Here is a 21876-nt window from a genome sequence, read left to right on the forward strand (position 1 = left end):
GATCAAGATATGTGCCACCACCTGTTTTCACCACCAGAGGCCGTATTCGCCGATAGCTGAAAAGGAAATAGGGCAATACATTCCACAATCCATAGAATTTTTAACACACTTTCGAGTACCCTTCCCCATTTTATTCGCACGAAATCCCTCATTTTCCGTGGCTTATATTTTGTTTTCATATCATCGTTATTTCTTTTTCTCAACCCATCTAAATTTTTTGTCATGGCAAAGTATTCAGAAGAATCGCAGCGTAAAGTCAAAAAGACTATGCATGAAATGCACGAGGGCAAATTAAAAAGTGGAAGAAGCAATAAGAAAGTTACGAATCCTAAACAAGCCATTGCAATAGGCTTGTCTGAAGCGAGAGAAGAAGGCGCCAAAGTGCCTAAGAAAGCGGCAGCTAAAAAAACAACCACCAAAAAAGCACCTGCTAAAAAGGTGGCAGCGAAAAAAACAACGGCGAAGAAAACAACAACAAAAAGAGCTACTGCTAAGAAGGCAACCGCCAAAAAAACAACGGCTAAAAGAACCACTGTCCCAAAAGCTACGGGAAGGAAAACAACGACCAAAAAGGCGACTGCCAAAAAGGCCACTGCTAAAAAAGCAGCACCAAAGAGAAAGTCAGCTGCCCGTAAAAAGTCAGCTGCTATGGCTTGAATAGCGTGTTTTTTGGATCGTTTTCACTCTTCCAATATATACATAAAGACCGGTCACTACACAGCACCGGTCTTTATTTATGGTATATCACTTGCGGCATTTTTTATATGGAAAAGCATAGTATTACGGTGATCATAAAAGGTAAACCTTATGGATTGATCATCACGATCGATGGGGGAGCTTTGGCAACTGCATTTCAAGTCATTCCTGATGTAAGCGAACATGTACTGGAAGAATTTGAACCCCATACCCAACGTTTTACCACCGATCACAAAGACACCCTGGAAGGAAGCCTCCGTACCGTGGAATCAGAGCAGATCGCCCGTATCATCTGGGAAGATATCCTGGATAAAATGAAATAACCCCCGGTTGCTTCACAAATCAAATCACGGTTGTACCTTCGCAATCAAAGCGAGCGTGAATAGCTATGATGGTAACCGATAAAACCTATAAAAATACCAATCGCAGGGAGCGGATCATATTCCTGGTGAAACTGCTGGTATACCTTGGCATTGTATATTTCAACATTGAACATCCTGCTGTTTATAACAAATTTGTCTGGTTGTTTAAGTTAACCAACGCGCTCTCTTTTTTCCTGGGCGCCAACCTGGTTATTTCCCTCGCCTGGCTGCTCATCTTATCATGGTATACCCGTCGCAATCGCAGCAAGCCTATTGAAAAAGACAACTTTATCCTGGGCATCAACAGGATATCTTCCGTATTAAATACCCTGTTCCTGCTGCTGGCCATTACCTTTTTCTTTGGTGTAAATCCACTGCAGTTCATTACCAGCATCACCATCGTGGCGGCGGCGATTGCCCTGCTTACAAAAGATTATATCACCAATATGATCAATGGACTGATCATCATGTTTTCAGATCAGTTGTCACTCGGAGATCATGTGCGGATAGGAGATTACAAAGGAAAGGTGATGGATATTACGCTCATCAATGTGGTATTACAGAACGAGGATGATGATATCGTGATTATTCCCAATTCGGTGGTCTTTACATCTATTGTATTAAACCAGTCCAAACAAAATATCAAAAAGCTGACATTGGAGTTTGAACTGGATCATAAACATCCTTTTACTATCCGCGGACTGGAAGAGCGGCTGAGAAACTCTGTGGAAGAGTATTCCCGCAGCTTTACCCCTGGAAGTTTTTCGCTGAAAACAATAGAAATCAAGAAAGACTTTGTACAATTTAAAGTGCAGTTGCTGATGCCCCTTGCCAACAAGGAAACGGAGCGCCAGATCAGGCGCGCCCTCAACACAGAAATCATGGCCATTGCAGAAGGAGTTGGTTAAGCAACTACCATGGCTGCTATGAGCGTGTCAATGAATTCATCTACCTGTTCCTTACTTACATTGGGCATACAGATAATGTGCGAGCAGCCATTTTCTGAAGCCAGTTGCCACTTACGGCGAATGCTTCCGGGAGGATCCGGAAACACCACCGTAATAGCATTGGGGTTACGCCATGCAGGGATACCGTTTTCGTTCAAACGTTCCACCGCGTAGGCAGCTACAGCTAAGCTATGCCTGGCCCTTTCCTTTAATCCGGCAGATCCCAGGCTCTTGATTGCGTACCATAAGAACAATGGACTATGGCCGTTTCTTGAACCGGTGATGGTAGTATCCATACTACCGATATACGCCACAGACCGGGCTATTCTGTCGCGATTGGATTTTCTGGCAATCACCACTCCGCAGGGAATGGGGGCGCCAATAAATTTATGCCCGCTGATGGCAATACTATCTGCCCCATCTGCAAAATCAAATGCAGGCCGGGGTTCCAGGAAGGCACTGTAACTGCCGGATAAAGCGCCATCAACATGAATATAATGATGCCGGATAGCCAGGTTTTTAAGGATGCCTTTAATGCGCCTTACATCATCCCTGGCTTCGGTCATAGTAGTACCTATATTGGCCAGCATAATTACCGGCAGATGCCTGTTCATACGCATCGTATTTTCCAGGTCATCGTAATCAATTTCCCCGTTAGGCAAAGTGCGGATAATAATACCAGGCATATTCAGCAGGTGCAGGTTCTTTTGCACACTGTAGTGTGTTGCCTCGGAATAATATACCATCCCTTTGGGATAAAGCTCCCGCGCAAGATATAAACCATATAAATTGCCCTCAGAACCGCCATTGGTCACATATCCCCACCAGTCATCTTCGGGAGCGCGGAACAGGTCCGCAAAAAATGATACCACCTGCTTTTCCATCTCCCTGGAACCTACTGCATAGGTAGCAGGTACAAAGGGATCACCCAGGTTGTTAAGCGGGTATTGCAGAAAAGGCAGTAAAGGACTATAATCAAAATCTTTAGATACAGGATACCCCAGGAAATCTTTGGTACGGGATTGTACCTGCGCTAACAGTTCATCCAGCGCCGCTTTATCAGCCGGCGCTAACCGGTACTCTTTCATAATCGTTTATTACAGGTGTATGATCCTGCGAATGTATGATATGCTAATTGAATTAAACTGGAAGTGTGGTTAGAATAGAAAATATATACTATTATTGTGTAGTTAATAGTTGAATTAAACTGCTTTAAAAAGACCGGATATCTTTTTAAAGATAAATATAACTGCCATGGATACACTGGATAAAACAGACCGCAGGATATTACAGGTGTTACAAAACGATGCCCGGTTAAATACCAAGGAGATCGCGCACCGTATAGGGCTGTCCGTTACCCCTACTTACGAGCGGCTGAAGAAGATAGAAAAGAGTGGGGTGATTAAAAGCTACGTAACGCTGTTGCATGGCGACAAAGTAGGTAAAACCCTGATGGCCTTCTGTAATGTATCACTGCAACTGCATTCGCAGCCACTGATTAAAAAATTTGAAACGGCCATCGCAAAAATGGAAGAGGTGATGGAATGCTATCATGTGGCAGGAACCTACGATTACCTGCTGAAAGTAGTGGTGGATGATATGCGCAGCTATCAGCACTTTTTAACCAATAAGCTGGCAGCTATCGAAAACATCGGACAGGTACACAGTTCCTTCGTGATGACGGAAATCAAGCACACTACGGCCTTTGGACTGGGCTGATCAGCGTCTTAGTACGCTTACACCATTCAGGGGATGGTCCTGTACGACTACGGTATAGGCACGGGGATTTATTTCATGATCCTCTGATAGCGGGAGGGTAAAGGAAAAGCTGCTGCCACTGCCTGGCATACTGTTAAACCAGATTTGTCCGTGGTTCCGTTCCACAAAATCTTTGGACAGGTGCAGACCCAACCCGCAGCCTTTTTCATTTTGGGTGCCGGTAGTAGAGTAGTAGATATTGGAGAAGATACGGTGCTGATTCTCCAGTGGAATACCGGTACCATTGTCTTTCACAGTGATTTCAGCTGTTTCTTTGTTGCACTGCGCGGTGATCATGACCTCACCGCCAGCGGGGGTAAACTTGATGGCATTGTTAATCAGGTTACGTAGTACAAGCCGGATCATATCCGGATCAGCATATACCATCATACTTTTATTCAGCTCGTGCGATAGCTTCACTTCCTTTTGCCTGGCAAGGGTTTGCAGCAAATCAAATTCACGGCTTAGCAGCAGCGTTACATCAAAGTCATCGGCTTTTACGCCAATACCTTTCATTTGATTGCTCGCCCATTGCAGCATATTATCCATCATGTAGGCCGTGTTTTTTACATCGCGCCATAGTTCGTCGGTATACATCCGGAACTGGTTGGCATCAATTTTTTCATCTTTCAGCAGGAAGAGCAGTCCTTCCAGGATCGCCAGTGGTGAGCGAAGATCGTGGGAGATCACGGAAAATATTTTATCCTTTACCTGGTTCAGGTTTTCCAGCGTGGCGTTCTGTTCCAGGATAATGCGGTTCTGCATAGAGACTTCCCGGTTCTTGTTATTGAGTTCCAGGTATAGTTCCTGTTGCCTTTTATACAGGCGGTATACCATCACTGTAATGAGCAGCAGGGCGAGGAACAGGGCGGCTGCGGACAATACCAGCACACGTTGTTGCTGTATAGTGGCCAGGTGTGTATGTTGTTCTTTCTTCAGCACAATGTTTTCGCGCTGTTTTTTTTCCGATTCATATCTTTCCTCGGAGCGGGAAATCTGCCGGCCCTTTTCTGCATTGAAATAGTCGATGTTCCGGTTGCTGTATTCCCTGAAATGATTAAAGGCCGCTACATAATCTTTCCTGGCAGAATCCAGTTCATAGCGGATTTTATAGTAGATCATTTCATTTTTAACGTTCCCCAGTTTATCATTCAGGGCTTTGGCATTGTCCAGGTTTTTGTCTGCGCCCTTAAGGTCGCCCAGCATTGTTTGTACTTCGGCGAGGTTCAGACTGGCTTTCACCACTCCCGGTAGATTATCTGCTTCTTTATAATAGGCGGCAGACAGCAGGTGATAGCGCAAGGCGTCATTATAGTTTTGCTGCACCATGGAAATGATACCCATGTTTTCATAGGTATAGGCAAGTCCGCGCTGGTCGTTGAGTTCCAGTTTAATCTTTTCCGCTTTCTGCAGAAAGTACATGGCGGAATCATGCATTTTCAGTGCGATATAGGCAGACCCGATATTGTTGAGGGTTTTCCCGATCTCTGTTTTTTCGTTTCTTTTTAATTTGATTGCCAGCGATATTTTCAGATACGCGAGGGCATCACGGGGGCTATTCAGCTCTGTGAAAATATTGCCTACATCATTATTGAGTACGCCGAGCATGTAAGGCTCGCCGATGGTTTCTGCCAGTTTAAGTGCATTGAGGGTCAGTTGCATTTGTTGATCCAGGTGACCTTTTGTATTTTCCACGAGGGCGAGGTTACGCAGGGCCCATATTTTTCCATTGGTGTATTTAAGACTGTCGCTGATTAACAGGGCTTCTTCTCCGTAGCGGGCGGCCAATGTAGCATCTTTGGTGAAGTAGATCCTGGCAATCTGGTTCAGCAGCTTGACTCTTGCAGTATCTCTTTTTATATGGGATTGAAGGGATGTCAGTAAAGAATCACTCATATCGTGTTGCGCTGCTACCGCAGGGGACAGCAACATGAAGTAAAGTGGGATTAAAATACATTTATTCAAAGGACTGGCCGGCAGCATAGTGTATAATGTTGGCTGTGACAAGGGTGGAGCGATTCGGGGACGGTCCACTTTAATATAGGTTAAAATTAAAGATAATGTGCCACGATTCAAAGTAAGTTGGGATAAAAAGTGCTTTAACGGTCGGTGTATTTAGTGTTATATCCCTATAAACCAAACAGGGTCGTATCTTTCCGGAAATTTTTATTTTTTTTAATTTGTCGTGTCTGACGCTTAAAATAATAATGCCAATGAAACCGGTTATTACGATAGAATACTGCCCTAAATGTGGTTGGTTATTAAGATCAGCCTATATGGCCCAGGAATTATTAACCACTTTCACAGAAGATCTGGGTGGCGTAACCCTTTGTCCCAGTGAAACAGGGGGGACCTTTATTATACGGCTCAATGACACCGTATTATTTGACCGCAAAGAAGCCGGGCATTTTCCCGAAATCAAATTCCTGAAGCAGCTGGTGCGGGACCAGGTGAACCCGGAAAAAAGTCTCGGGCATTCCGATAAGCCGTAATGGTGGGAGGGGACGTCTTAATCCGGAAAAAGACAATGGCCGAAGACGATCCCCTTCGCTAATTTCTTTACATTTGCAGCCTATGTGTAAAAACCTCCATATCACGGCTTTATTAGTTTTATTAGCAACAGGTGTAAAGGCTCAACAGGATAGCGCTGCTCATACAGGTCCCTCACGGGAAGGTATACACGATAGCTTAGCCTTCCGTAAACGCAGTTTCTTTCCGTTACCGGTGCTGGGTTATTCGCAGGAAAAAGGACTGGAGATAGGAGCGGCCATGTTATATTCCTTTTATACGGATAACAGGAACCCTGATTTAAGTACGCGTAACTCCACCCTGAACCTGATTCCCGCGGTCACCACGGAAAAGCAGTTTAAAATAGATCTCAAAACAAATATCTGGACAAGAGGGAATCTCTGGCATTTTAAAGGGAATCTCCGTTATCATAATTATCCGCTTTACTTTTTTGGTATTGGCGATACTACTCATTATAACACCCGTTCACTGGTAAGTAATATCCGCTACAAAGTACAGCTGGAAGGGGAGCGGCGCATCACCGGTCATTTTTATGCGGGGGCGTCTATATTGTATCAGCACGATACTTACAGCAGCAGTGACAACAAAGGTATTTATACGACCATGCCCCTCACAGATAAGGACGGTGGTTATGTTACCTTTCTCGGCCTGACCGGTATTTATGATAACCGTGACAATGAAAACTATACCCGTCATGGTTGGTGGCTGAAGCTCAATGTGGCTTACGCACCTTCTTTCCTGAGTAAACAACCGCTCTTTAAAGTGGAAGCGCAGGGAACTCATTTTATTGCCTTCTCCCGAAAAAGCACCCTGGGCTTTAATGGTATTTTTAATAGCCTGCAGGGAAATGACCTGCCATTTTACTTATTACCGGAAATGGGTAATGACAATATTATGCGGGGATATTATACCGGTAGATATCGTAACCAGAACTACCTGGCGGGTCAGGCAGAGTATCGTTATCTCGTAGATCCCAAGATGCGTATTCATATCTGGTTTGTAGATATTAAACCCAAATTTGCATTGGCGGCCTTTGCCGGTACAGGTACCGTGTTCTCCAACCGTGATTTTCATTTTGATGGATTTAAGCCAAGCTATGGTGCGGGGATCCGGTACTTCTATGATGAAAACGCGAAACTCACTATTCGTATAGACTATGCCGTTGGTGAAAAGCGTAATGGGGAATCAAGGCAAAAAGGGTTATATCTTTCGCTGGCAGAAGCGTTCTAGCTAAATGGTTTTGGTGATGGTTATTTGCTAATAATTTGTTAACTTTCAATAGATTAATACAACACACCAAAACCATTGCATATGAAAAAAACACTCCTGTTTGGTGCAGCCGCGTTGTTGATGGCTGTAACAGTTACTACCCAGGCCCAGGACATTTCCAACACCCAGACTTCTTCGCATTCAAAATGGTATCTTAAGATTGCCGGTGGGTATTTTTTCAGTGTATCCCCAGGTCAGTTTCCTAATGTAGGCCCTTATCCACCACAGGATCTGCACACAGAGTTTAACCCAACCAAAGCAAATCCTTTGGACACCATCAGCCGTAAAGTACTGACGGGGTCCTACGGAGAAGGTTTCAGAGGCGGTTTATCTGTTGGTTACAACATCAACAAATACCTGTCGGTAGAAGGAACCTTTAATTATTTTCACAGCAAGAAAAATCTGATGACCCGGCAGCAAACCACCTTGGTTGGTACCAGCAAATCACTGGGCAGCGTGGAATCACATGGTTATGTCAATGCCGTGGATTTTGCCCCCAGCCTGGTTGTGAGCCCTGGTCTGGAAAAAGTAAATCCATATGTACGTTTTGGTGTGGTAGTGCCGCTATGGGGCCGCCTGTATATTGAAACAGATGCCACCCAGGTATCGGCAGTTCCTCCTGGTGCACCCGTACCTGCAGGTACACAGATATTGACTACGATCAATCGTAAAGAAGAAATAAAACCTAATGTAACGGTAGGCTTCCAGGGCGCACTGGGCGTATCTTTCATGGTAGCCTCCAGGTTTGATGTTTTTGTGGAAGCAGAATACAGGAATGTACCGGTGAGGAGCAAGGAAAAGGAAATTACAAAGTATAATGAAACCACTCAATTTATCAACGGTTCCACCGGTGCTGTGCTGGGCGACGCCAGACCACCCCGGACGCTCAATGATCTCAGTACCGCAGAAAAGAACACCGTGTACGAAACTACATTAGATCAGAACTCTAATACACCCATCAATCAACAGGGAACCAAGGTTATTTATAAAGATAATAATAAGCCTTCCAATGACCTGAAGTCATATATTAATATAGGTGGACTTGGCCTGAATGTAGGATTGAAATTCCGGCTATAAAAATGTGCAGCTGCGGATTTTTTCCTGCTCCTGATGATGGAAGTGAGAAAAATCCGCAGCTGTTATTCCGTTGCTTAATTGAAGATCATTACTGTTACCCGCAGCAGGCTGCAATGGTATTGCAATCGTCGCCAGTATTTTCCTGATTCCCCGTTTGGCCCATAATATTTTTTCATAGAAGCATTTCGCCGGTACTTCCAGTTCCTAATTTAACTACTTTTGTTGCTCATCGGATTAAATTTTATGCCAGTTCAAATGCCTGATATTTCACGTGAAGAATTTACCTGGTTAACACAAACCTATGGGAAAGATAGTGGTTACTCGCACATAGACACCAAAGAAAGCGTAGTACATGAAATATTTAAGGATAAGGTCCTCATCGGCACCGCCTTCCTGAATTACGCCTCCTATGAACTTTCTTTCGACGCTCCCGGATTGCATATCCGGAAAAGTCGCCTCGATAATTACAAGCTTCAGGATAAGGCAGTACTGATCACAGATGAGATGAATGAGGAAGATGAGGAAGAACTGATGCTTCGCTGGACCACACTGATACAGGAACTGAAGTTACTGGAAAAATTAAACGGCATGACCAATGTCCGTGAACTACTGGAACAGCTGTACCTCGATATTTTTAAAGAAGATGATGCAGAAGAGCTAATCAGCCGTTTACCGGAAATTGTATCCCCCAATGTACTAGCCATCTGGGAAGAACTGCACGCCGCATTATCTGCCACCGGCAACGTAGTGGAGTTTGAATGGCAGGAATTTTCAACAACCGGTATTCCCACACTCAACGAACTCGGCCCCCTGCTGCAGGCAGGTATTGTCCTGGAAGCCCCTGATCCGGCCACTTACGAAGAGATCATTGCCGGAGAAGATTTTGCAAAAGAAGTACTGGATTTTGTAAATGGACAAATAGATGCCTACGACCTGAAAATAGTAGCAGTAGGTCCCGGCCTCGATGAATACCAATCCTTCACCTGCCTTGATATGCAGGATTTCCGACTGGCCAACGCACTTCTGAAAATGGAAGAACTTTGCCTCGTTTGTTTTTTCTAGCACATTAAAATTTGGTTAAAATACCGGGGTCATTCTTGCTATCCCAGCCGGTAATCAATATCTTAGTGAATTCGTAAGGATATACCACATGAAATTATTAAGACAATTATTTTTTGTACTGATCACTGTAATGATCCTGCCGGTTGTGCAGGGACACAGTGTACCTGTACAAAAATCTGTCGCTAATAGTATTCATGAAGCCCGGGCCGCTGCTTTTAAAGTGGCCATGAAGGCACCCGGTTTCAGAACTACCATTAACCGGTTTAAACGCCGGCCTGTTGGTATCAACGATAGCTACGGACATGAAAAAGTTTGTCCGCCACTCTTATCAGCTGTTACCACACGATTTATTTATGTAGATAAAATCCAGCGCGGATTTTATTTTAACCCTTACCTCAGCGTTCCCATACCGCTGAGAAGCTGGAGAGGCCCGCCTACCGCCTGATAACCCGTTTTATCATTTTCTTTTATTTCATTCTTTTTTCAGCGACTTATGAACTTACATATGATCGCGAAGAAGTGGTGTTGGTGGTTGCTATGTATTTTTCCCTTCACTTCTTTGTTCGCACAATCTGCAGCGGATAGCTTTTCGCTGCACCGGGCCATTGCGCTCACACTTTCGCATTACCCGGCATTAAAGGCGAAGCAGGCCCAGGTAAAGGCTGGCCAGGCAAGTCTTACAGACACTAAACACAATTGGTACCCGGCGATAAAACTGCATGAGCAACTAGACGCGGGCACAGATAACAGCATATACGGATCGTATTTTACCATGGGAATGATTCCTTCTACCTCCGGTGGTATCCGTGCAGAAAACAATAACGCCATCATGAGCGGCAACATCGCCATGGCAGCCATGACATGGGAGGTATACAACTTTGGCGCATACAACAGTGAGCAAAAGGAAGCTGCACAATCACTCAAAGTGCAGCAAACCGATTTAAACAATACGGCTAACCAGCTAACAGTGGCCGTTATAGAAAACTACCTGGAATTTCTGCGGCTGCAGGCGTTGCAGAAAATTGCCAACGATAATATCCAGCGCAATGCGGAAGTACTGAGAGCCGTAACAGCTACCGTTTTACACGGTCTTAAACCCGGGGTAGACAGTGCCGTTGCTGCGGCAGAATTATCCAAAGCAAGATTAAACCTGCTGGATATAAAAAATAAATATAACCAGGTACGTATTCAGCTCTCCACTTTCACAGGACTCGACACTGCACTGATACAACCCGATACGGTGAACAACGCCCGGCTGCTATCCTTACTGGGCGTGGCCGCTCCGGACAGTATCAGCAGTCACCCGATGCTGGAATATTACAATGCAGTTTACCGGCAGCAACGTGCTGCAGAACAGGTGATCCGCAAATCACGCCTGCCCAGGGTAAACCTGATGGCAGCCGGATGGATGCGGGGTTCCAGCGGATCATTTAATGATGTATACGATAAAAATTTGTGGAGTGGCCTGGGATACAGCAGGTACAACTATCTGCTGGGATTGGGTATCACGTACAATCTTACAGACCTGAAACGTACACACGAAAAAGTAGCCGTACAGCAATACCGGTCAGAGGTGGCGCAGCAACAGCTGGAAACCACGCGGATCACACTGAATGGCTTATTGCTACAGGCACAGTCAGATATTCAGGCATCGAGAGATAAGCTGCAGGAACTGCCTTTGCAACTGGCCGCAGCACAGGCGGCAGCCAGGCAAAAAATGGCATTGTACAAAGGAGGACTTACCAATATTATTGACGTAACCACTGCCTTATTTGTATTGAACCGTGCAGAAACAGACCTGGTGCAAACCCGCGATGCTGCGTGGAAAGCACTGTTTCGCGCTGCCTATGCAGGCAACAGTATTTCACAATTTTTACCTGATCTGAACTAAACGTATTTACTATGTCATTCGTTTCTTCGGCACTGAAAAAGCCCATTGCCGTGGTGGTGATCACCGGCGGGTTGTTGCTCTTTTCATTGCTGTCTATATTGAGTATTCCCATCGACATATTTCCCAAACTCAATCTGCCTACTATCTATGTGATAGAGCCATACGGGGGAATGTCGCCTCAACAGATGGAAGGTTTTTTTGCCACCAGGTTGCAGGACCAGTTCCTGTATGTGAATGGCGTAAAGAATATCACTACTAAAAACATACAGGGGTTAACGTTACTAAAGCTCAGCTTTTATGAAAATACGGATATGGCGGAAGCCTCGGCACAGGTAGCATTACAGGTGAACCGGGCCATGAAGTTTTTCCCTCCCGGTGCATTGCCACCACAGGTAATGCGCTTCGATGCCTCTTCATTGCCGGTAGGAGAGCTGGTATTCAGCAGTCCTACAAAATCGTTAAAGGAAATTTATGATCTGGCCGCTACCCGTATCAGGCCTATGTTTGCTTCGGTACCGGGTTTGTCGGCGCCACCACCTTTCGGCGCCAACTCCCGCTCTGTAGTGGTGAATGTAGATCCACAGAAACTGCGCAGCTTTAATTTAAGTGCAGATGAAGTGGTGGAAGCTATTGCTAAAAATAATGTGATGACACCTTCGGGCAATATCCGCATCAACAACACCATGTTTGTGACCACGATCAATTCACTGGAAAAACAGGTGGCGGACTTTGGTGATATTCCCATTGTTACCAATGGCAATGACAATGTGTTTATCCGCGATGTAGCCAGGGTAGCGGATGCCACGGATGTTACGGTAGACTATGCGCTGGTAAACGGCAAACGGTCTGTATATATTCCGGTGGTGAAAACTGCCGATGCTTCTACCTGGGAGGTAGTGAAAACATTGAAATCAAAAATACCGGAAATGCAAAGCCTGTTGCCGGATGATGTAAAGGTGTCGTATGAATTTGATCAGTCGGTATTTGTGATCAATGCGGTGAAAAGTCTTATAACGGAAGGCGCACTGGGTGCGCTGCTCACCGGCTTAATGGTATTGTTATTCCTGCGTGATCTGCGCAGTTGCCTCGTAGTGGTAGTGACCATTCCGGTAGCGGTGTTGTGTGCGGTGATGGGACTGAAGCTGTCCGGGCAAACCATCAATATTATGACGCTGAGCGGACTGGCATTGGCCATCGGCATCCTCGTGGATCAGGCCACGGTCACGATCGAAAATATTCACCAGCACCTGGAAATGGGTAAATCCAAGCGACAGGCTATTTATGATGCCTGTGAGGAAATTGCGTTCCCGCTGGTGCTGATCCTGTTGTGCATCCTGGCGGTATTTGCGCCGTCTTTTATTATGACCGGTGTTCCCCGGGCGATGTTCCTGCCATTGTCATTATCTATAGGTTTCGCCATGATTGCCTCCTTCTTTGCGGCACAAACGCTGGTGCCGGTAATTGCCAACTGGTGGCTGAAAGCCGATAAATATCAGCATGCACACGCAGGCCTGGCGCTGGATACAGAAGAAGTGAAAGAAGTCAATGATCACCTGCGCGAGGAACAGCAACATCCGGAGAAAGCCACCGGCTTTGAACGGTTCAAACTGGGCTTTATGGGTATCCTCGAAAAAGGGATGAACAGATCCCGTTTAGCCGTTACCGTTTATATCGTTGGTTCCCTGCTGCTGGCAGGAGGTTGCTATGTATGGATAGGGAAGGACCTGATGCCGCATGTGAATGCCGGCCAGTTTCAGCTGCGCCTGCGCATGCCGGATGGTACCCGTTTAGAGCGCACGGAAGAAGGGCTGCACCAGGTATTAAGTATCGTTGACAGTACGGTCAACGGACACGTGGCTATCAGCTCTGCTTATGTAGGCCTGATTCCGAGTAGCTATGGTACCAGTAACCTGTATATTTTTAACAGCGGTACACATGAAGCGGTGTTGCAGGTAAACCTGGAAGAAGACTATAAAGTAGATATTGAAAAGCTGAAAGATCAGCTCAGAGAGAACATAAAGGCAAAAATTCCGGAGATGCGGTTGTCCTTTGAGCCCATAGATCTCACGGAAAAGATTATGAGCCAGGGCGCTGCTACGCCTATTGAAGTGCGGGTGGCAGGCAAGGATATGAAGCAGATCGCCACCTATGCTGAACAGCTGGTAAATCATCTGAAAGAAGTGCCTTTTCTGCGTGATGTACAGATTGCGCAGCCGTTGCATTTCCCGGTAATCAGCATTCAGATAGACCGGCTAAAACTGGCGCAAATGGGATTGAATATTTACCAGGTGGCACGTTCTGTTACAGCATCTACTTCTTCCAGCCGCTTTACAGAAAAAAATCAATGGCTGGATGAAAAGGTGGCCTACACTTACCAGGTACAGGTGCAGGTGCCTGAATACAACATGACAGCGATCAACGACCTGAAAGAAATACCCTTGGTAAAGGGCCAGCCCCGACCGGTTTTGGCAGATGTAGCTACTTTTTCCACCACGGAAATGCCGGGAGAATTTGATCGTGCCGGTCCTCGTAGGTTCGTGACCGTTAGTGCGAATATTTCCGGTAAAGATCTGGGTACTGCTACCGCGGCAGTGCAAAAAGCGATCAGGGAAACAGGTACACCACCCAAAGGATTGATTACAGAGCTAAAAGGTGCTTCCAGCCTGTTGGTAGAAACATTAGGCAGTTTACAGAACGGGCTGATGATAGCCGTGGTGGTGATTTTTTTATTGCTGGCAGCTAACTATCAGTCGTTTAAATTATCGTTGGTGGTGCTTACTACAATACCTGCCGTAATTGCGGGCGCATTGATCGCATTATTGCTGACGGGCGCCACGCTCAATCTGCAGTCTTACATGGGCATGATCATGTCTACCGGTGTATCCGTGGCCAATGCCATCCTGATTGTGACGAATGCTGAAAAATTAAGAGGAGAGTACAGGGATGCACGCAAAGCCGCCATCGTAAGTGCGGGTATCCGTTTGCGTCCTATCCTGATGACGAGTCTGGCGATGGTGGCGGGAATGATCCCTATGGCCAGCGGTTTGGGAGAAGCCGGAGATCAGACGGCCCCGCTGGGGCGTGCCGTAATAGGAGGGTTGATCGCCTCTACATTGGCGGCCTTACTCATATTACCACAGGTGTATGCGCTGATGCAGCGTAAAGCAGGCTACGCGTCTCCTTCATTGATGCCATCAGAATCCGATGATTTAAAATAAAAAATAAAATTATGAAGCATTATAAATATTATTTATCGGCATTGAGCGTGATCACAGGACTGGCAGCCTGCAATTCTGCTGCCACGCCGGAAAAGAAAGCGGCAACTACAGATCATCATTATATATTGGCGCCGGTGGTACAGCGCCCGCTGGCAGGCAATATCCGTTTGCCGGGAGCCCTGGCGGCTTTTCAGAAAGTAAGTATTTATCCCAGGATCAATGGGTTTGTAAAAAGTATTTTGGTAGACAGAGGTACTAAAGTAAAGAAAGGACAGGTGCTGCTGGTACTGGAAGCGCCGGAAGTGGCGCAGCAATATTACGCGGCACAGTCAAAGTATATCCAGGCAGCGGCTATGTTTGCCTCCAGCAAAGACAATTACGAACGTACGCTGGCGGTGAGTGCGGAGCCGGGTACTATTTCTGCGCATGATCTGGAACTATCCAAATCCCGTATGCTGGCGGATAGTGCGCTCATGAACAGTGAACAGGCTAATTTCCGGGCCCAGGAAGTGAACCGCAGCTACCTGACGGTGACCGCACCTTTTGATGGGGTTATTACCGAGCGTAATATTCATCCCGGTGCATTGGTGGGACCGGACACAAAGGTAGATGATAAGCCTATGCTGATGCTGGAACAGGAAGACAAGCTGAGATTGATATTGCAGATACCAGAAGTATATAGCGCACAGCTGTCACAACAGTCAGTAGTTACTTTTGATGTAAATGCCATTCCGGGACAACATTTCGAGGGAACGATTGCGAGACAGGCCGGGACCCTGAATGATAAGTTTCGTTCTGAGGCTGTAGAAATAGATGTACAGAACGCGCATCATTTACTCAAAGCAGGGATGTATACGGAGGTGTTGCTGCCGTTGAATGGCTCCGCACAGGCCATGCTGGTACCCTCCAGTGCTATTGTGATGTCTACAGAGAAGAAGTATGTGATCGCCGTGAAAGATCACCATACAAAATGGGTTGATATAGAGGAAGGTAACCATTATAACGACTCTACTGAAGTATTTGGCCAACTGCAGACGGATGATCAGGTAATCGTAAATGCGACCGATGAAATAAAAGACGGTGTGCGGATTCCTTAGTTCCGGCAGTTTTTTTGATACCCTTCCTGTAAATCATAACTTATGACGATAAAGAAAACCACCTCCGAAAAGCGCGATCAGAAGATGACGAAGCGTAAGAATGAAGAGATCGCTCCTGCAAAGGGCGGTGCAAAGAAGGAAAGGAATGATGATGGCAATAATGTGCTGGAAGGGTATGATGAAGATGAATATGATAAGAAAGATATCGCAGACGCTAAGCGMAAAAAGAAAAGTTAAAAAAAAACGGCCGTCCCGAAGAATCGGGACGGCTTTTCTGCTAACTGTTCCGTCTATATTGATTTTTTTATGTTCTTATTAAAAAAAGAGAACAAATAACATCCACCTAGTAATCAATAACGGATTTACCTGTTGTTCAACTAAAAAAAATTTAAGCGGGCATGGCAATGCTGCACGTAATACGCGCGCAATTCCTGACAGGCTGAAATGGTTTTTGGATTTTGTCTGTTGTTGCTGTCGACTATCATAGCGGGCTAACGCTATGCGGATGATGGCTAATTGCTATACTTGTTTATTCTATGTAAATACGCTCCTGAAATGCCTCCAGAATAATAACACGGAATGATTTAAAATTGTTTTGAAAAACAGGCTAAAAATTAAAAAGCTCGCGAAGGCCCAGTGCGAGCATCTGAACGCCAATAACCGCCAGGATTAACCCCATCATTTTGGTAATCACCATCATGACATTGGTACCGATCACCTTTACAATGCGTTCGCCTGCAATGAAGAGAAGATAGGTGATATAACATATAAATGCATAAATGCCTATTACAATGGCGAGGTGTGTGAGATCTTTAGCAGCAGAATAGCTCATAGAGGTGGTAATAGCGCCAGGTCCTGCCAGTAGCGGCATGGCCAATGGGGTGATGGCTACGCTGATGCCCTGATCAGCCTTTACCGGTTGAGATCCCAGTTTGGGATTTTCAGATTTATTTTCTTTTTCTCCCCGCACCATTTCATACCCGATCACAAATACCAGTATACCGCCGGTAACACGTAAAGCCGCCAATGTGATACCAAATACGTGGAAGATCAGTTTACCAGCAACGCTGAAAACAAGAATAATACAAAAGGCAATAAATACAGATTTGGTAGCAATATTACGTTTGGCTTTCTTATCCATGTTGGAGGTGAGCTCCATAAACACCGGGATGGCAGAAATAGGATTTACTATTGCCAGTAACCCCATGAATACCGTTGTAGCAAACGCAATGTAATTATCAAATAATGCCATCATATCAGCAATATAATAAATTTTATTTACCGGCAAAATAAAAGACAATGCGCTCCTTATGCCCGCAGGCGCGGTAGCTGCCAGTTATTTCTGAAAGTCACCAACCGGATGGAGACTATAACGGCAATGGCTATACTCTGTGAAATATCGCCGGATAGCCCGGTATAGTGTCCGGCTACCAGGTAGAGGATGCCGCCAGCTAAGGAAGCTGCTGCATATATTTCCCGGGTAAAAAGAATAGGTTGTTCACCACAGATCACATCACGCAGCAGGCCGCCGAATGTGCCGGTGATAACCCCCAGCGCCACACATACCGGCATAGGTAAGCCAAACGCCACCCCTTTGTTGATGCCGGTAATTGTGAACATGCCCAAACCAATAGCATCGAAAGTGCTGAGTAGCCGGTTAAGTTTTTTTACGTACGAAAAAAACAATGCAGCAATAATGGCTGCTGCTATAATTGCTGTATTGCTTAATTCATCTGTCATCCAGGCAACAGGGGTGGCACCGATCAGCAGATCGCGTACAGTTCCGCCACCAATCGCTGTAATGAAAGCCAGCGCCAGTAAGCCAATGACATCGTACGATTTATTGATAGCTGCTGTTGCGCCCGAAACAGCAAATGCAAAGGTGCCTAGTAATTCTAATACCTGAATAAAGGTGAGCTGCATTCTCCTTGTCTTGATTTAAAATCTAAGATAAGGATACTTTAAATTACCCGGATGAAAATCTGCTACAATTTAATAATCATAAGCTGATTCACCACGTAAGGTACGTTCGATCTGGTCGCTCAGGTCGCGGCTGAATCCTTCCACTTCTATTTTAGGATGATGATCCAGGTAAATGAGAAAACGTCCGGTTTCTTTGGTAACAAGATCATAGATATCTTCCAGTAATGCACAAAGGAGTTTTCGGGTGGTTTCTGCAATCTGTGCCAGAGAGCTGTCCTCGAATTGCAGGTACTCGCGGTTTTTATAAGATAAGGTAATCTGTATCATAACTTATGGTTTTTCTGTAGGATTTAAATACACCGGTTATCTCTCACTAACCGGTTGGTTTTCATTATTTAATTATTAATTCTGACATAAAAATAGAAAAAAAGAAATTGATAATTTCCAACTAAAGGGTGATTTTTATCCACAAACCCAGAAAAAAAATAAAATATATGATATCTTCAAAAGTTAACCGCCCGGCACATCAACACTACCATTCCCATATTGTTCATTTTTTTTCTTTTATAATTTGGCTACCATTGCACATTATTCTTACATAATGAAGAAACTTACACTACTTCTCGTTTTAATTGCGCTGTACTGTCTCCCTATGCAGGCGCAGCCCGGAAAAGGCATGAGATGGAGCCGTGACGGACAGTCTTACTACAAGGCTACGCCCGCAGGTATCGAATCTAACCCACTGACCGGTGAACCAGCAACCATTAAGATCCCCGCATCCACTTACAAGGGACTTGCGTTGAAGGATTTTTATTTTTCGGCAGATGAAAAAAAATTACTGCTGTACACCAATTCAAAAAAAGTATGGCGTTACGAAACCCGCGGTGATTACTGGGTGTTGGATGTAGCCACCGGAAAGCTGCAACAGCTGGGCAAAAGCCAGCCCGCTTCCTCCCTGATGTTCGCCAAGCTTTCTCCGGATGGGAGCAAAGTTGCTTATGTAAGCGGGCATAACATCTTCGTGGAAGACCTGCAGAGCGGCACAGTAACCCCCATCACCACCGATGGTACCCGCCGTTTCATCAACGGAACTTTTGACTGGGCTTATGAAGAAGAATTCGGATGCCGCGATGGTTTCCGCTGGAGCCCTGATGGCAAAAGCATTGCCTACTGGCAGATTGACGCCACCAAGATCCGCGATTTTCTCATGATCGACAACACGGATTCTATCTATTCGTTCACTGTTCCTGTAGAGTATCCTAAAGCCGGAGAAAGTCCTTCTGCCTGCCGTATAGGTGTGGCAGACATCCAAACTGCTAAAACTACCTGGATGCAGGTACCCGGCGATAACCAGCAGCACTATATTCCACGCATGGAATGGGTGCCAGGTAAAAATACCCTGATCATTCAGCAACTGAACCGTAAGCAAAACGATAGCAAAGTGATGCTGTGTGATGCTGTCACCGGTAAAGTGCGATCGCTGTATGAAGAAACAGACAGCGCCTGGATAGACGTGAAATCACGCTGGGATGATGATAATATTGCCGGTTGGGATTTTATCCGTGGCAACAAATCATTTATCTGGGTAAGTGAGCAGGACGGCTGGCGTCATCTGTATAATATTAATACAGAAGATGGCAAGGCTACGTTGCTGACACCAGGCAACTATGATGTGATCAGCATCGCTAAAATAGATGAAGCCAATAACGTGATCTATTTTTTAGCTTCTCCCGAAAACCCTACCCAGCAATACCTTTATAAGGTGGCGTTAAGCGGTGGCAAGGCAGAGCGCATTACACCTGCTAATGAGCCGGGCAGCCATGAGTATAAGATTTCTCCTTACGGCGCCTGGGCAATTCATGATTTTAGTAACGCCTATACTTATCCTGTAAGTGAAAACTTACAACTGCCTGCACATAAGAGCAGCAGCAATGCTGTGCTGAATGCCATTACTAAATCGGCTGCTGCACCTAACAAACCGGAGTTTTTCCGTGTCACCACTGTTGATGGCGTTACCATGGACGGCTGGATGAGCAAGCCTGCTAATTTTGATCCGGCTAAAAAGTACCCGGTTGTATTTTATGTATATGGAGAACCTGCCGGTGCTACCTCGCTGGACGCAATTGGAGCGGGTCGTAACTTCCTCTATGATGGCGATATGGCGGCGGATGGATACCTTTACGTTACACTCGATAACCGCGGCACACCTTTGCCTAAAGGCCGCACCTGGCGTAAATGTGTGTACCGCAAAGTTGGTTTAATCAATGCCCGTGACCAGGCCATGGGTGCAAAAGCGCTGATGCAGAAATATCCGTTTATTGATCCGGAACGTACGGCTGTATGGGGCTGGAGCGGTGGCGGCTCTATGACGCTGAACCTGATGTTCCAGTATCCTGAAATTTATAAAACCGGTATTGCTATTGCCGCAGTAGGCAATCAGCTGACCTATGATAACATATACCAGGAACGCTATATGGGCCTGCCGGAAGAAAACCGCGAAGATTTTGTAAAGGGTTCTCCCATTACTTATGCGCGCAATCTGAAAGGCAACCTGCTGTATATTCATGGTACCGGTGACGACAATGTGCATTATCAGAATGCGGAAATGCTGCTGAATGAACTGATCAAATATAATAAGCAGTTCCAGTTCATGGCTTATCCTAACCGCACCCACAGCATCTCTGAGGGGCAAGGTACTTTCGAGCATCTGTCTACTTTATATACAAATTATTTGCGGACACATTGTCTGCCAGGAGGAAAATAGGAATTACGAATTAGAAATTACGGATTTGGGGGGAGACACAGCGAGACGTCTACTCACAAATCCRTAATTCCTAATTCGTAATTCTTCCCATTTCTCACTTACCTTTGCATCCCTAAATAGAAAAGTATGTCCAGGACGGGTATTATTGGTATACTGGCAGTATTGCTGGTAATTGTATGCGCTTTTTTGCCATGGTCTTTTATAGAAAGCCGGCATCTGACCTTCACTGGCATGGATGGTACGGGCTCCAGTTATGGAGAACCTGGTAAATTGAGCATCATCCTGTCTGTATTGGCGATTGTTATATTTGTTATCAAAAATAAGTGGGTGTCGAGGATTAACCTGTTTATTGTAGGGTTCCTGGTGGCGTGGACTTTCAGGAATATGATCCTGTATTCGCGTTGTGAGATAGGAGAGTGCCCTCATCCGGGTGTGGCATTGTATGTATCGATGGGTGCTGCTTTGGTAGCATTAGCTTGTGTACTCTTTGCTAAATCGCCTGAAAGCACAAAGCGAAAAGCATAAAGGATAAAGCAAAAAGCTATTGAGGCGAATGACTAAAGCGGAATAATATTCGCCTTGATCATTCGCCTCAATAGCTTTTTGCTTTATCCTTTATGCTTTTCGCTCTTTTTAGAAGATTGTTTTATGCAGTATCCATACCCCCGCCAATATACCAGCTCCCATTAACCAATAACGTAAAATAACGGGTAGCGGACGTTGCGCCGTTATTMTTGCTTTGATAAAACTGAAGACCGTTAACCCCAGGAAAACCAGCATGATACTGGTTTGTGAGGCGGCCGGAAAATTTTCATTGGAAAGATAAGGTCCCAGTGACATCGATCCTCCCAATAAAAAAAAGAAGCCGGTAAGCAAAGCATGTTGTATAGCACGTGAACGGCTGAACGTAGTTTCGGTTACTTTTTCCTGTTCCAGGATCTGCTCCCAGGTGTGGGCATCTTTTTCCATCTCTTCTTCAATATGTGCAATTGTTCTTGCATTGATGTCGAGATGTTGCAGCTTGGTTCTTTCTTTATCAGACAGCAGTGCGCTGTCGTGTTCTGCGTCACCTTTATTGGCCTGAAAGGCGCTGAACATCACGAGGAGTCCACCTATCAGCCAGATGCAGATATGCAGGGTATAAAAACGCTGTACTTCAATCGGGAATACCTGTATTACCTGCGTTGCAAAGAACAACAGGAAAAGCCCGTCGGGAAAACCGATTAAAAAGTCTGTTTTCCATCCGGAACTCCGGATGGCTTTATGGGATGACGTCATACTAC

21 protein-coding genes are annotated in these 21876 nt (G+C 45.5%); 15 read left to right on the forward strand and 6 right to left on the reverse strand.

The genetic code is table 11. From position 1 onward, the window contains the following. Positions 1-222: 222 nt before the first annotated feature. The 3 genes from AC1DCV_RS18205 to AC1DCV_RS18215 all read left to right on the forward strand — a co-directional run bounded on the left by AC1DCV_RS18205 (position 223) and on the right by AC1DCV_RS18215 (position 1966). Positions 223-657, forward strand: a complete 435-nt coding sequence (locus AC1DCV_RS18205) for a DUF6496 domain-containing protein (protein ID WP_477024490.1) — start codon at positions 223-225, stop codon at positions 655-657. 107 nt (positions 658-764) lie between these two features. After that, entirely contained in the window at positions 765-1019 is a 255-nt protein-coding gene (locus AC1DCV_RS18210) for a hypothetical protein (protein WP_477024491.1), read from the forward strand. 65 nt (positions 1020-1084) lie between these two features. After that, positions 1085-1966 carry a mechanosensitive ion channel family protein gene (locus tag AC1DCV_RS18215; protein WP_477024492.1) on the forward strand — a complete coding sequence of 294 codons (882 nt, stop codon included), beginning with the start codon at positions 1085-1087 and terminating at the stop codon, positions 1964-1966. On the opposite strand, the gene AC1DCV_RS18220 is transcribed toward AC1DCV_RS18215, so the two are convergent. Continuing rightward, a complete protein-coding gene (locus tag AC1DCV_RS18220; protein WP_477024493.1) occupies positions 1963-3093 on the reverse strand; it encodes a histidine decarboxylase in 1131 nt (376 codons plus the stop codon). The two genes, AC1DCV_RS18215 and AC1DCV_RS18220, sit on opposite strands and share 4 nt — an antisense overlap. 166 nt (positions 3094-3259) lie before the next feature. Between AC1DCV_RS18220 and AC1DCV_RS18225 the strand changes: the two genes are divergently transcribed. Further along, on the forward strand, positions 3260-3724 hold the full coding sequence (locus AC1DCV_RS18225) for an Lrp/AsnC family transcriptional regulator (protein ID WP_133809790.1): 465 nt from the start codon (positions 3260-3262) through the stop codon (positions 3722-3724). Here AC1DCV_RS18225 and AC1DCV_RS18230 read toward each other — a convergent pair whose 3' ends face one another. After that, positions 3725-5695, reverse strand: a complete 1971-nt coding sequence (locus tag AC1DCV_RS18230; protein WP_477024494.1) for a tetratricopeptide repeat-containing sensor histidine kinase — start codon at positions 5693-5695, stop codon at positions 3725-3727. Between the two features lie 281 nt (positions 5696-5976). On the opposite strand from AC1DCV_RS18230, the gene AC1DCV_RS18235 reads away from it, so the two are divergent. From AC1DCV_RS18235 to AC1DCV_RS18275, 9 genes are all read left to right on the forward strand, one after another. Next, complete coding sequence (locus AC1DCV_RS18235; RefSeq protein ID WP_477024495.1) at positions 5977-6255, forward strand: Rdx family protein; 279 nt, start codon at positions 5977-5979, stop codon at positions 6253-6255. A gap of 82 nt (positions 6256-6337) precedes the next feature. Continuing rightward, on the forward strand, positions 6338-7522 hold the full coding sequence (locus AC1DCV_RS18240) for a BamA/TamA family outer membrane protein (RefSeq protein ID WP_477024496.1): 1185 nt from the start codon (positions 6338-6340) through the stop codon (positions 7520-7522). A gap of 81 nt (positions 7523-7603) precedes the next feature. Continuing rightward, entirely contained in the window at positions 7604-8638 is a 1035-nt protein-coding gene (locus AC1DCV_RS18245) for an outer membrane beta-barrel protein (RefSeq protein WP_477024497.1), read from the forward strand. Positions 8639-8881: 243 nt separating this feature from the next. Further along, entirely contained in the window at positions 8882-9700 is an 819-nt protein-coding gene (locus AC1DCV_RS18250; protein ID WP_477024498.1) for a DUF6630 family protein, read from the forward strand. Between the two features lie 88 nt (positions 9701-9788). After that, positions 9789-10145: a hypothetical protein gene (locus AC1DCV_RS18255; protein ID WP_477024499.1), complete on the forward strand. Its 357-nt coding sequence runs from the start codon at positions 9789-9791 to the stop codon at positions 10143-10145. A gap of 48 nt (positions 10146-10193) precedes the next feature. Continuing rightward, on the forward strand, positions 10194-11591 hold the full coding sequence (locus tag AC1DCV_RS18260) for a TolC family protein (RefSeq protein WP_477024500.1): 1398 nt from the start codon (positions 10194-10196) through the stop codon (positions 11589-11591). Between the two features lie 11 nt (positions 11592-11602). Continuing rightward, positions 11603-14809, forward strand: coding sequence for an efflux RND transporter permease subunit (locus tag AC1DCV_RS18265; RefSeq protein WP_477024501.1), 3207 nt, complete (start codon positions 11603-11605; stop codon positions 14807-14809). Between the two features lie 11 nt (positions 14810-14820). After that, positions 14821-15906 (forward strand): efflux RND transporter periplasmic adaptor subunit, encoded by a 1086-nt coding sequence (locus AC1DCV_RS18270; protein ID WP_477024502.1) that lies wholly within the window; start codon positions 14821-14823, stop codon positions 15904-15906. Between the two features lie 42 nt (positions 15907-15948). Next, entirely contained in the window at positions 15949-16143 is a 195-nt protein-coding gene (locus AC1DCV_RS18275) for a hypothetical protein (protein ID WP_477024503.1), read from the forward strand. Between the two features lie 370 nt (positions 16144-16513). On the opposite strand, the gene AC1DCV_RS18280 is transcribed toward AC1DCV_RS18275, so the two are convergent. The 3 genes from AC1DCV_RS18280 to AC1DCV_RS18290 all read right to left on the reverse strand — a co-directional run bounded on the left by AC1DCV_RS18280 (position 16514) and on the right by AC1DCV_RS18290 (position 18156). Continuing rightward, on the reverse strand, positions 16514-17161 hold the full coding sequence (locus AC1DCV_RS18280; RefSeq protein ID WP_441578454.1) for a MarC family protein: 648 nt from the start codon (positions 17159-17161) through the stop codon (positions 16514-16516). 53 nt (positions 17162-17214) lie between these two features. After that, entirely contained in the window at positions 17215-17829 is a 615-nt protein-coding gene (locus tag AC1DCV_RS18285; RefSeq protein WP_477024504.1) for a trimeric intracellular cation channel family protein, read from the reverse strand. Positions 17830-17898: 69 nt separating this feature from the next. Further along, positions 17899-18156, reverse strand: coding sequence for a hypothetical protein (locus tag AC1DCV_RS18290; RefSeq protein WP_477024505.1), 258 nt, complete (start codon positions 18154-18156; stop codon positions 17899-17901). Between the two features lie 274 nt (positions 18157-18430). Here AC1DCV_RS18290 and AC1DCV_RS18295 point away from each other — a divergent pair, with 274 nt between their 5' ends. Together AC1DCV_RS18295 and AC1DCV_RS18300 are read left to right on the forward strand one after the other, a co-directional pair. Then, positions 18431-20593 (forward strand): S9 family peptidase, encoded by a 2163-nt coding sequence (locus AC1DCV_RS18295; RefSeq protein WP_477024506.1) that lies wholly within the window; start codon positions 18431-18433, stop codon positions 20591-20593. Between the two features lie 126 nt (positions 20594-20719). Further along, positions 20720-21118, forward strand: coding sequence for a hypothetical protein (locus AC1DCV_RS18300; RefSeq protein ID WP_477024507.1), 399 nt, complete (start codon positions 20720-20722; stop codon positions 21116-21118). Positions 21119-21226: 108 nt separating this feature from the next. On the opposite strand, the gene AC1DCV_RS18305 is transcribed toward AC1DCV_RS18300, so the two are convergent. Continuing rightward, the gene (locus AC1DCV_RS18305; protein ID WP_477024508.1) at positions 21227-21871 is read right to left on the reverse strand and encodes a VIT1/CCC1 transporter family protein; all 645 of its coding nucleotides are present in this window, start codon (positions 21869-21871) and stop codon (positions 21227-21229) included. Positions 21872-21876 lie beyond the last annotated feature (5 nt).

This window comes from Chitinophaga sp. 10T418 (assembly GCF_056394125.1).

What these genes read in the sequence shown, in the direction of transcription:
- AC1DCV_RS18205 (WP_477024490.1), top strand. Translation starts at nt 223, where the DNA reads ATGGCAAAGTATTCAGAAGAATCGCAGCGTAAAGTCAAAAAGACTATG.
- AC1DCV_RS18210 (WP_477024491.1), top strand. Translation starts at nt 765, where the DNA reads ATGGAAAAGCATAGTATTACGGTGATCATAAAAGGTAAACCTTATGGA.
- AC1DCV_RS18215 (WP_477024492.1), top strand. Translation starts at nt 1,085, where the DNA reads ATGATGGTAACCGATAAAACCTATAAAAATACCAATCGCAGGGAGCGG.
- AC1DCV_RS18220 (WP_477024493.1), bottom strand. Translation starts at nt 3,093, where the DNA reads ATGAAAGAGTACCGGTTAGCGCCGGCTGATAAAGCGGCGCTGGATGAA.
- AC1DCV_RS18225 (WP_133809790.1), top strand. Translation starts at nt 3,260, where the DNA reads ATGGATACACTGGATAAAACAGACCGCAGGATATTACAGGTGTTACAA.
- AC1DCV_RS18230 (WP_477024494.1), bottom strand. Translation starts at nt 5,695, where the DNA reads ATGTTGCTGTCCCCTGCGGTAGCAGCGCAACACGATATGAGTGATTCT.
- AC1DCV_RS18235 (WP_477024495.1), top strand. Translation starts at nt 5,977, where the DNA reads ATGAAACCGGTTATTACGATAGAATACTGCCCTAAATGTGGTTGGTTA.
- AC1DCV_RS18240 (WP_477024496.1), top strand. Translation starts at nt 6,338, where the DNA reads ATGTGTAAAAACCTCCATATCACGGCTTTATTAGTTTTATTAGCAACA.
- AC1DCV_RS18245 (WP_477024497.1), top strand. Translation starts at nt 7,604, where the DNA reads ATGAAAAAAACACTCCTGTTTGGTGCAGCCGCGTTGTTGATGGCTGTA.
- AC1DCV_RS18250 (WP_477024498.1), top strand. Translation starts at nt 8,882, where the DNA reads ATGCCAGTTCAAATGCCTGATATTTCACGTGAAGAATTTACCTGGTTA.
- AC1DCV_RS18255 (WP_477024499.1), top strand. Translation starts at nt 9,789, where the DNA reads ATGAAATTATTAAGACAATTATTTTTTGTACTGATCACTGTAATGATC.
- AC1DCV_RS18260 (WP_477024500.1), top strand. Translation starts at nt 10,194, where the DNA reads ATGAACTTACATATGATCGCGAAGAAGTGGTGTTGGTGGTTGCTATGT.
- AC1DCV_RS18265 (WP_477024501.1), top strand. Translation starts at nt 11,603, where the DNA reads ATGTCATTCGTTTCTTCGGCACTGAAAAAGCCCATTGCCGTGGTGGTG.
- AC1DCV_RS18270 (WP_477024502.1), top strand. Translation starts at nt 14,821, where the DNA reads ATGAAGCATTATAAATATTATTTATCGGCATTGAGCGTGATCACAGGA.
- AC1DCV_RS18280 (WP_441578454.1), bottom strand. Translation starts at nt 17,161, where the DNA reads ATGATGGCATTATTTGATAATTACATTGCGTTTGCTACAACGGTATTC.
- AC1DCV_RS18285 (WP_477024504.1), bottom strand. Translation starts at nt 17,829, where the DNA reads ATGCAGCTCACCTTTATTCAGGTATTAGAATTACTAGGCACCTTTGCA.
- AC1DCV_RS18290 (WP_477024505.1), bottom strand. Translation starts at nt 18,156, where the DNA reads ATGATACAGATTACCTTATCTTATAAAAACCGCGAGTACCTGCAATTC.
- AC1DCV_RS18295 (WP_477024506.1), top strand. Translation starts at nt 18,431, where the DNA reads ATGAAGAAACTTACACTACTTCTCGTTTTAATTGCGCTGTACTGTCTC.
- AC1DCV_RS18300 (WP_477024507.1), top strand. Translation starts at nt 20,720, where the DNA reads ATGTCCAGGACGGGTATTATTGGTATACTGGCAGTATTGCTGGTAATT.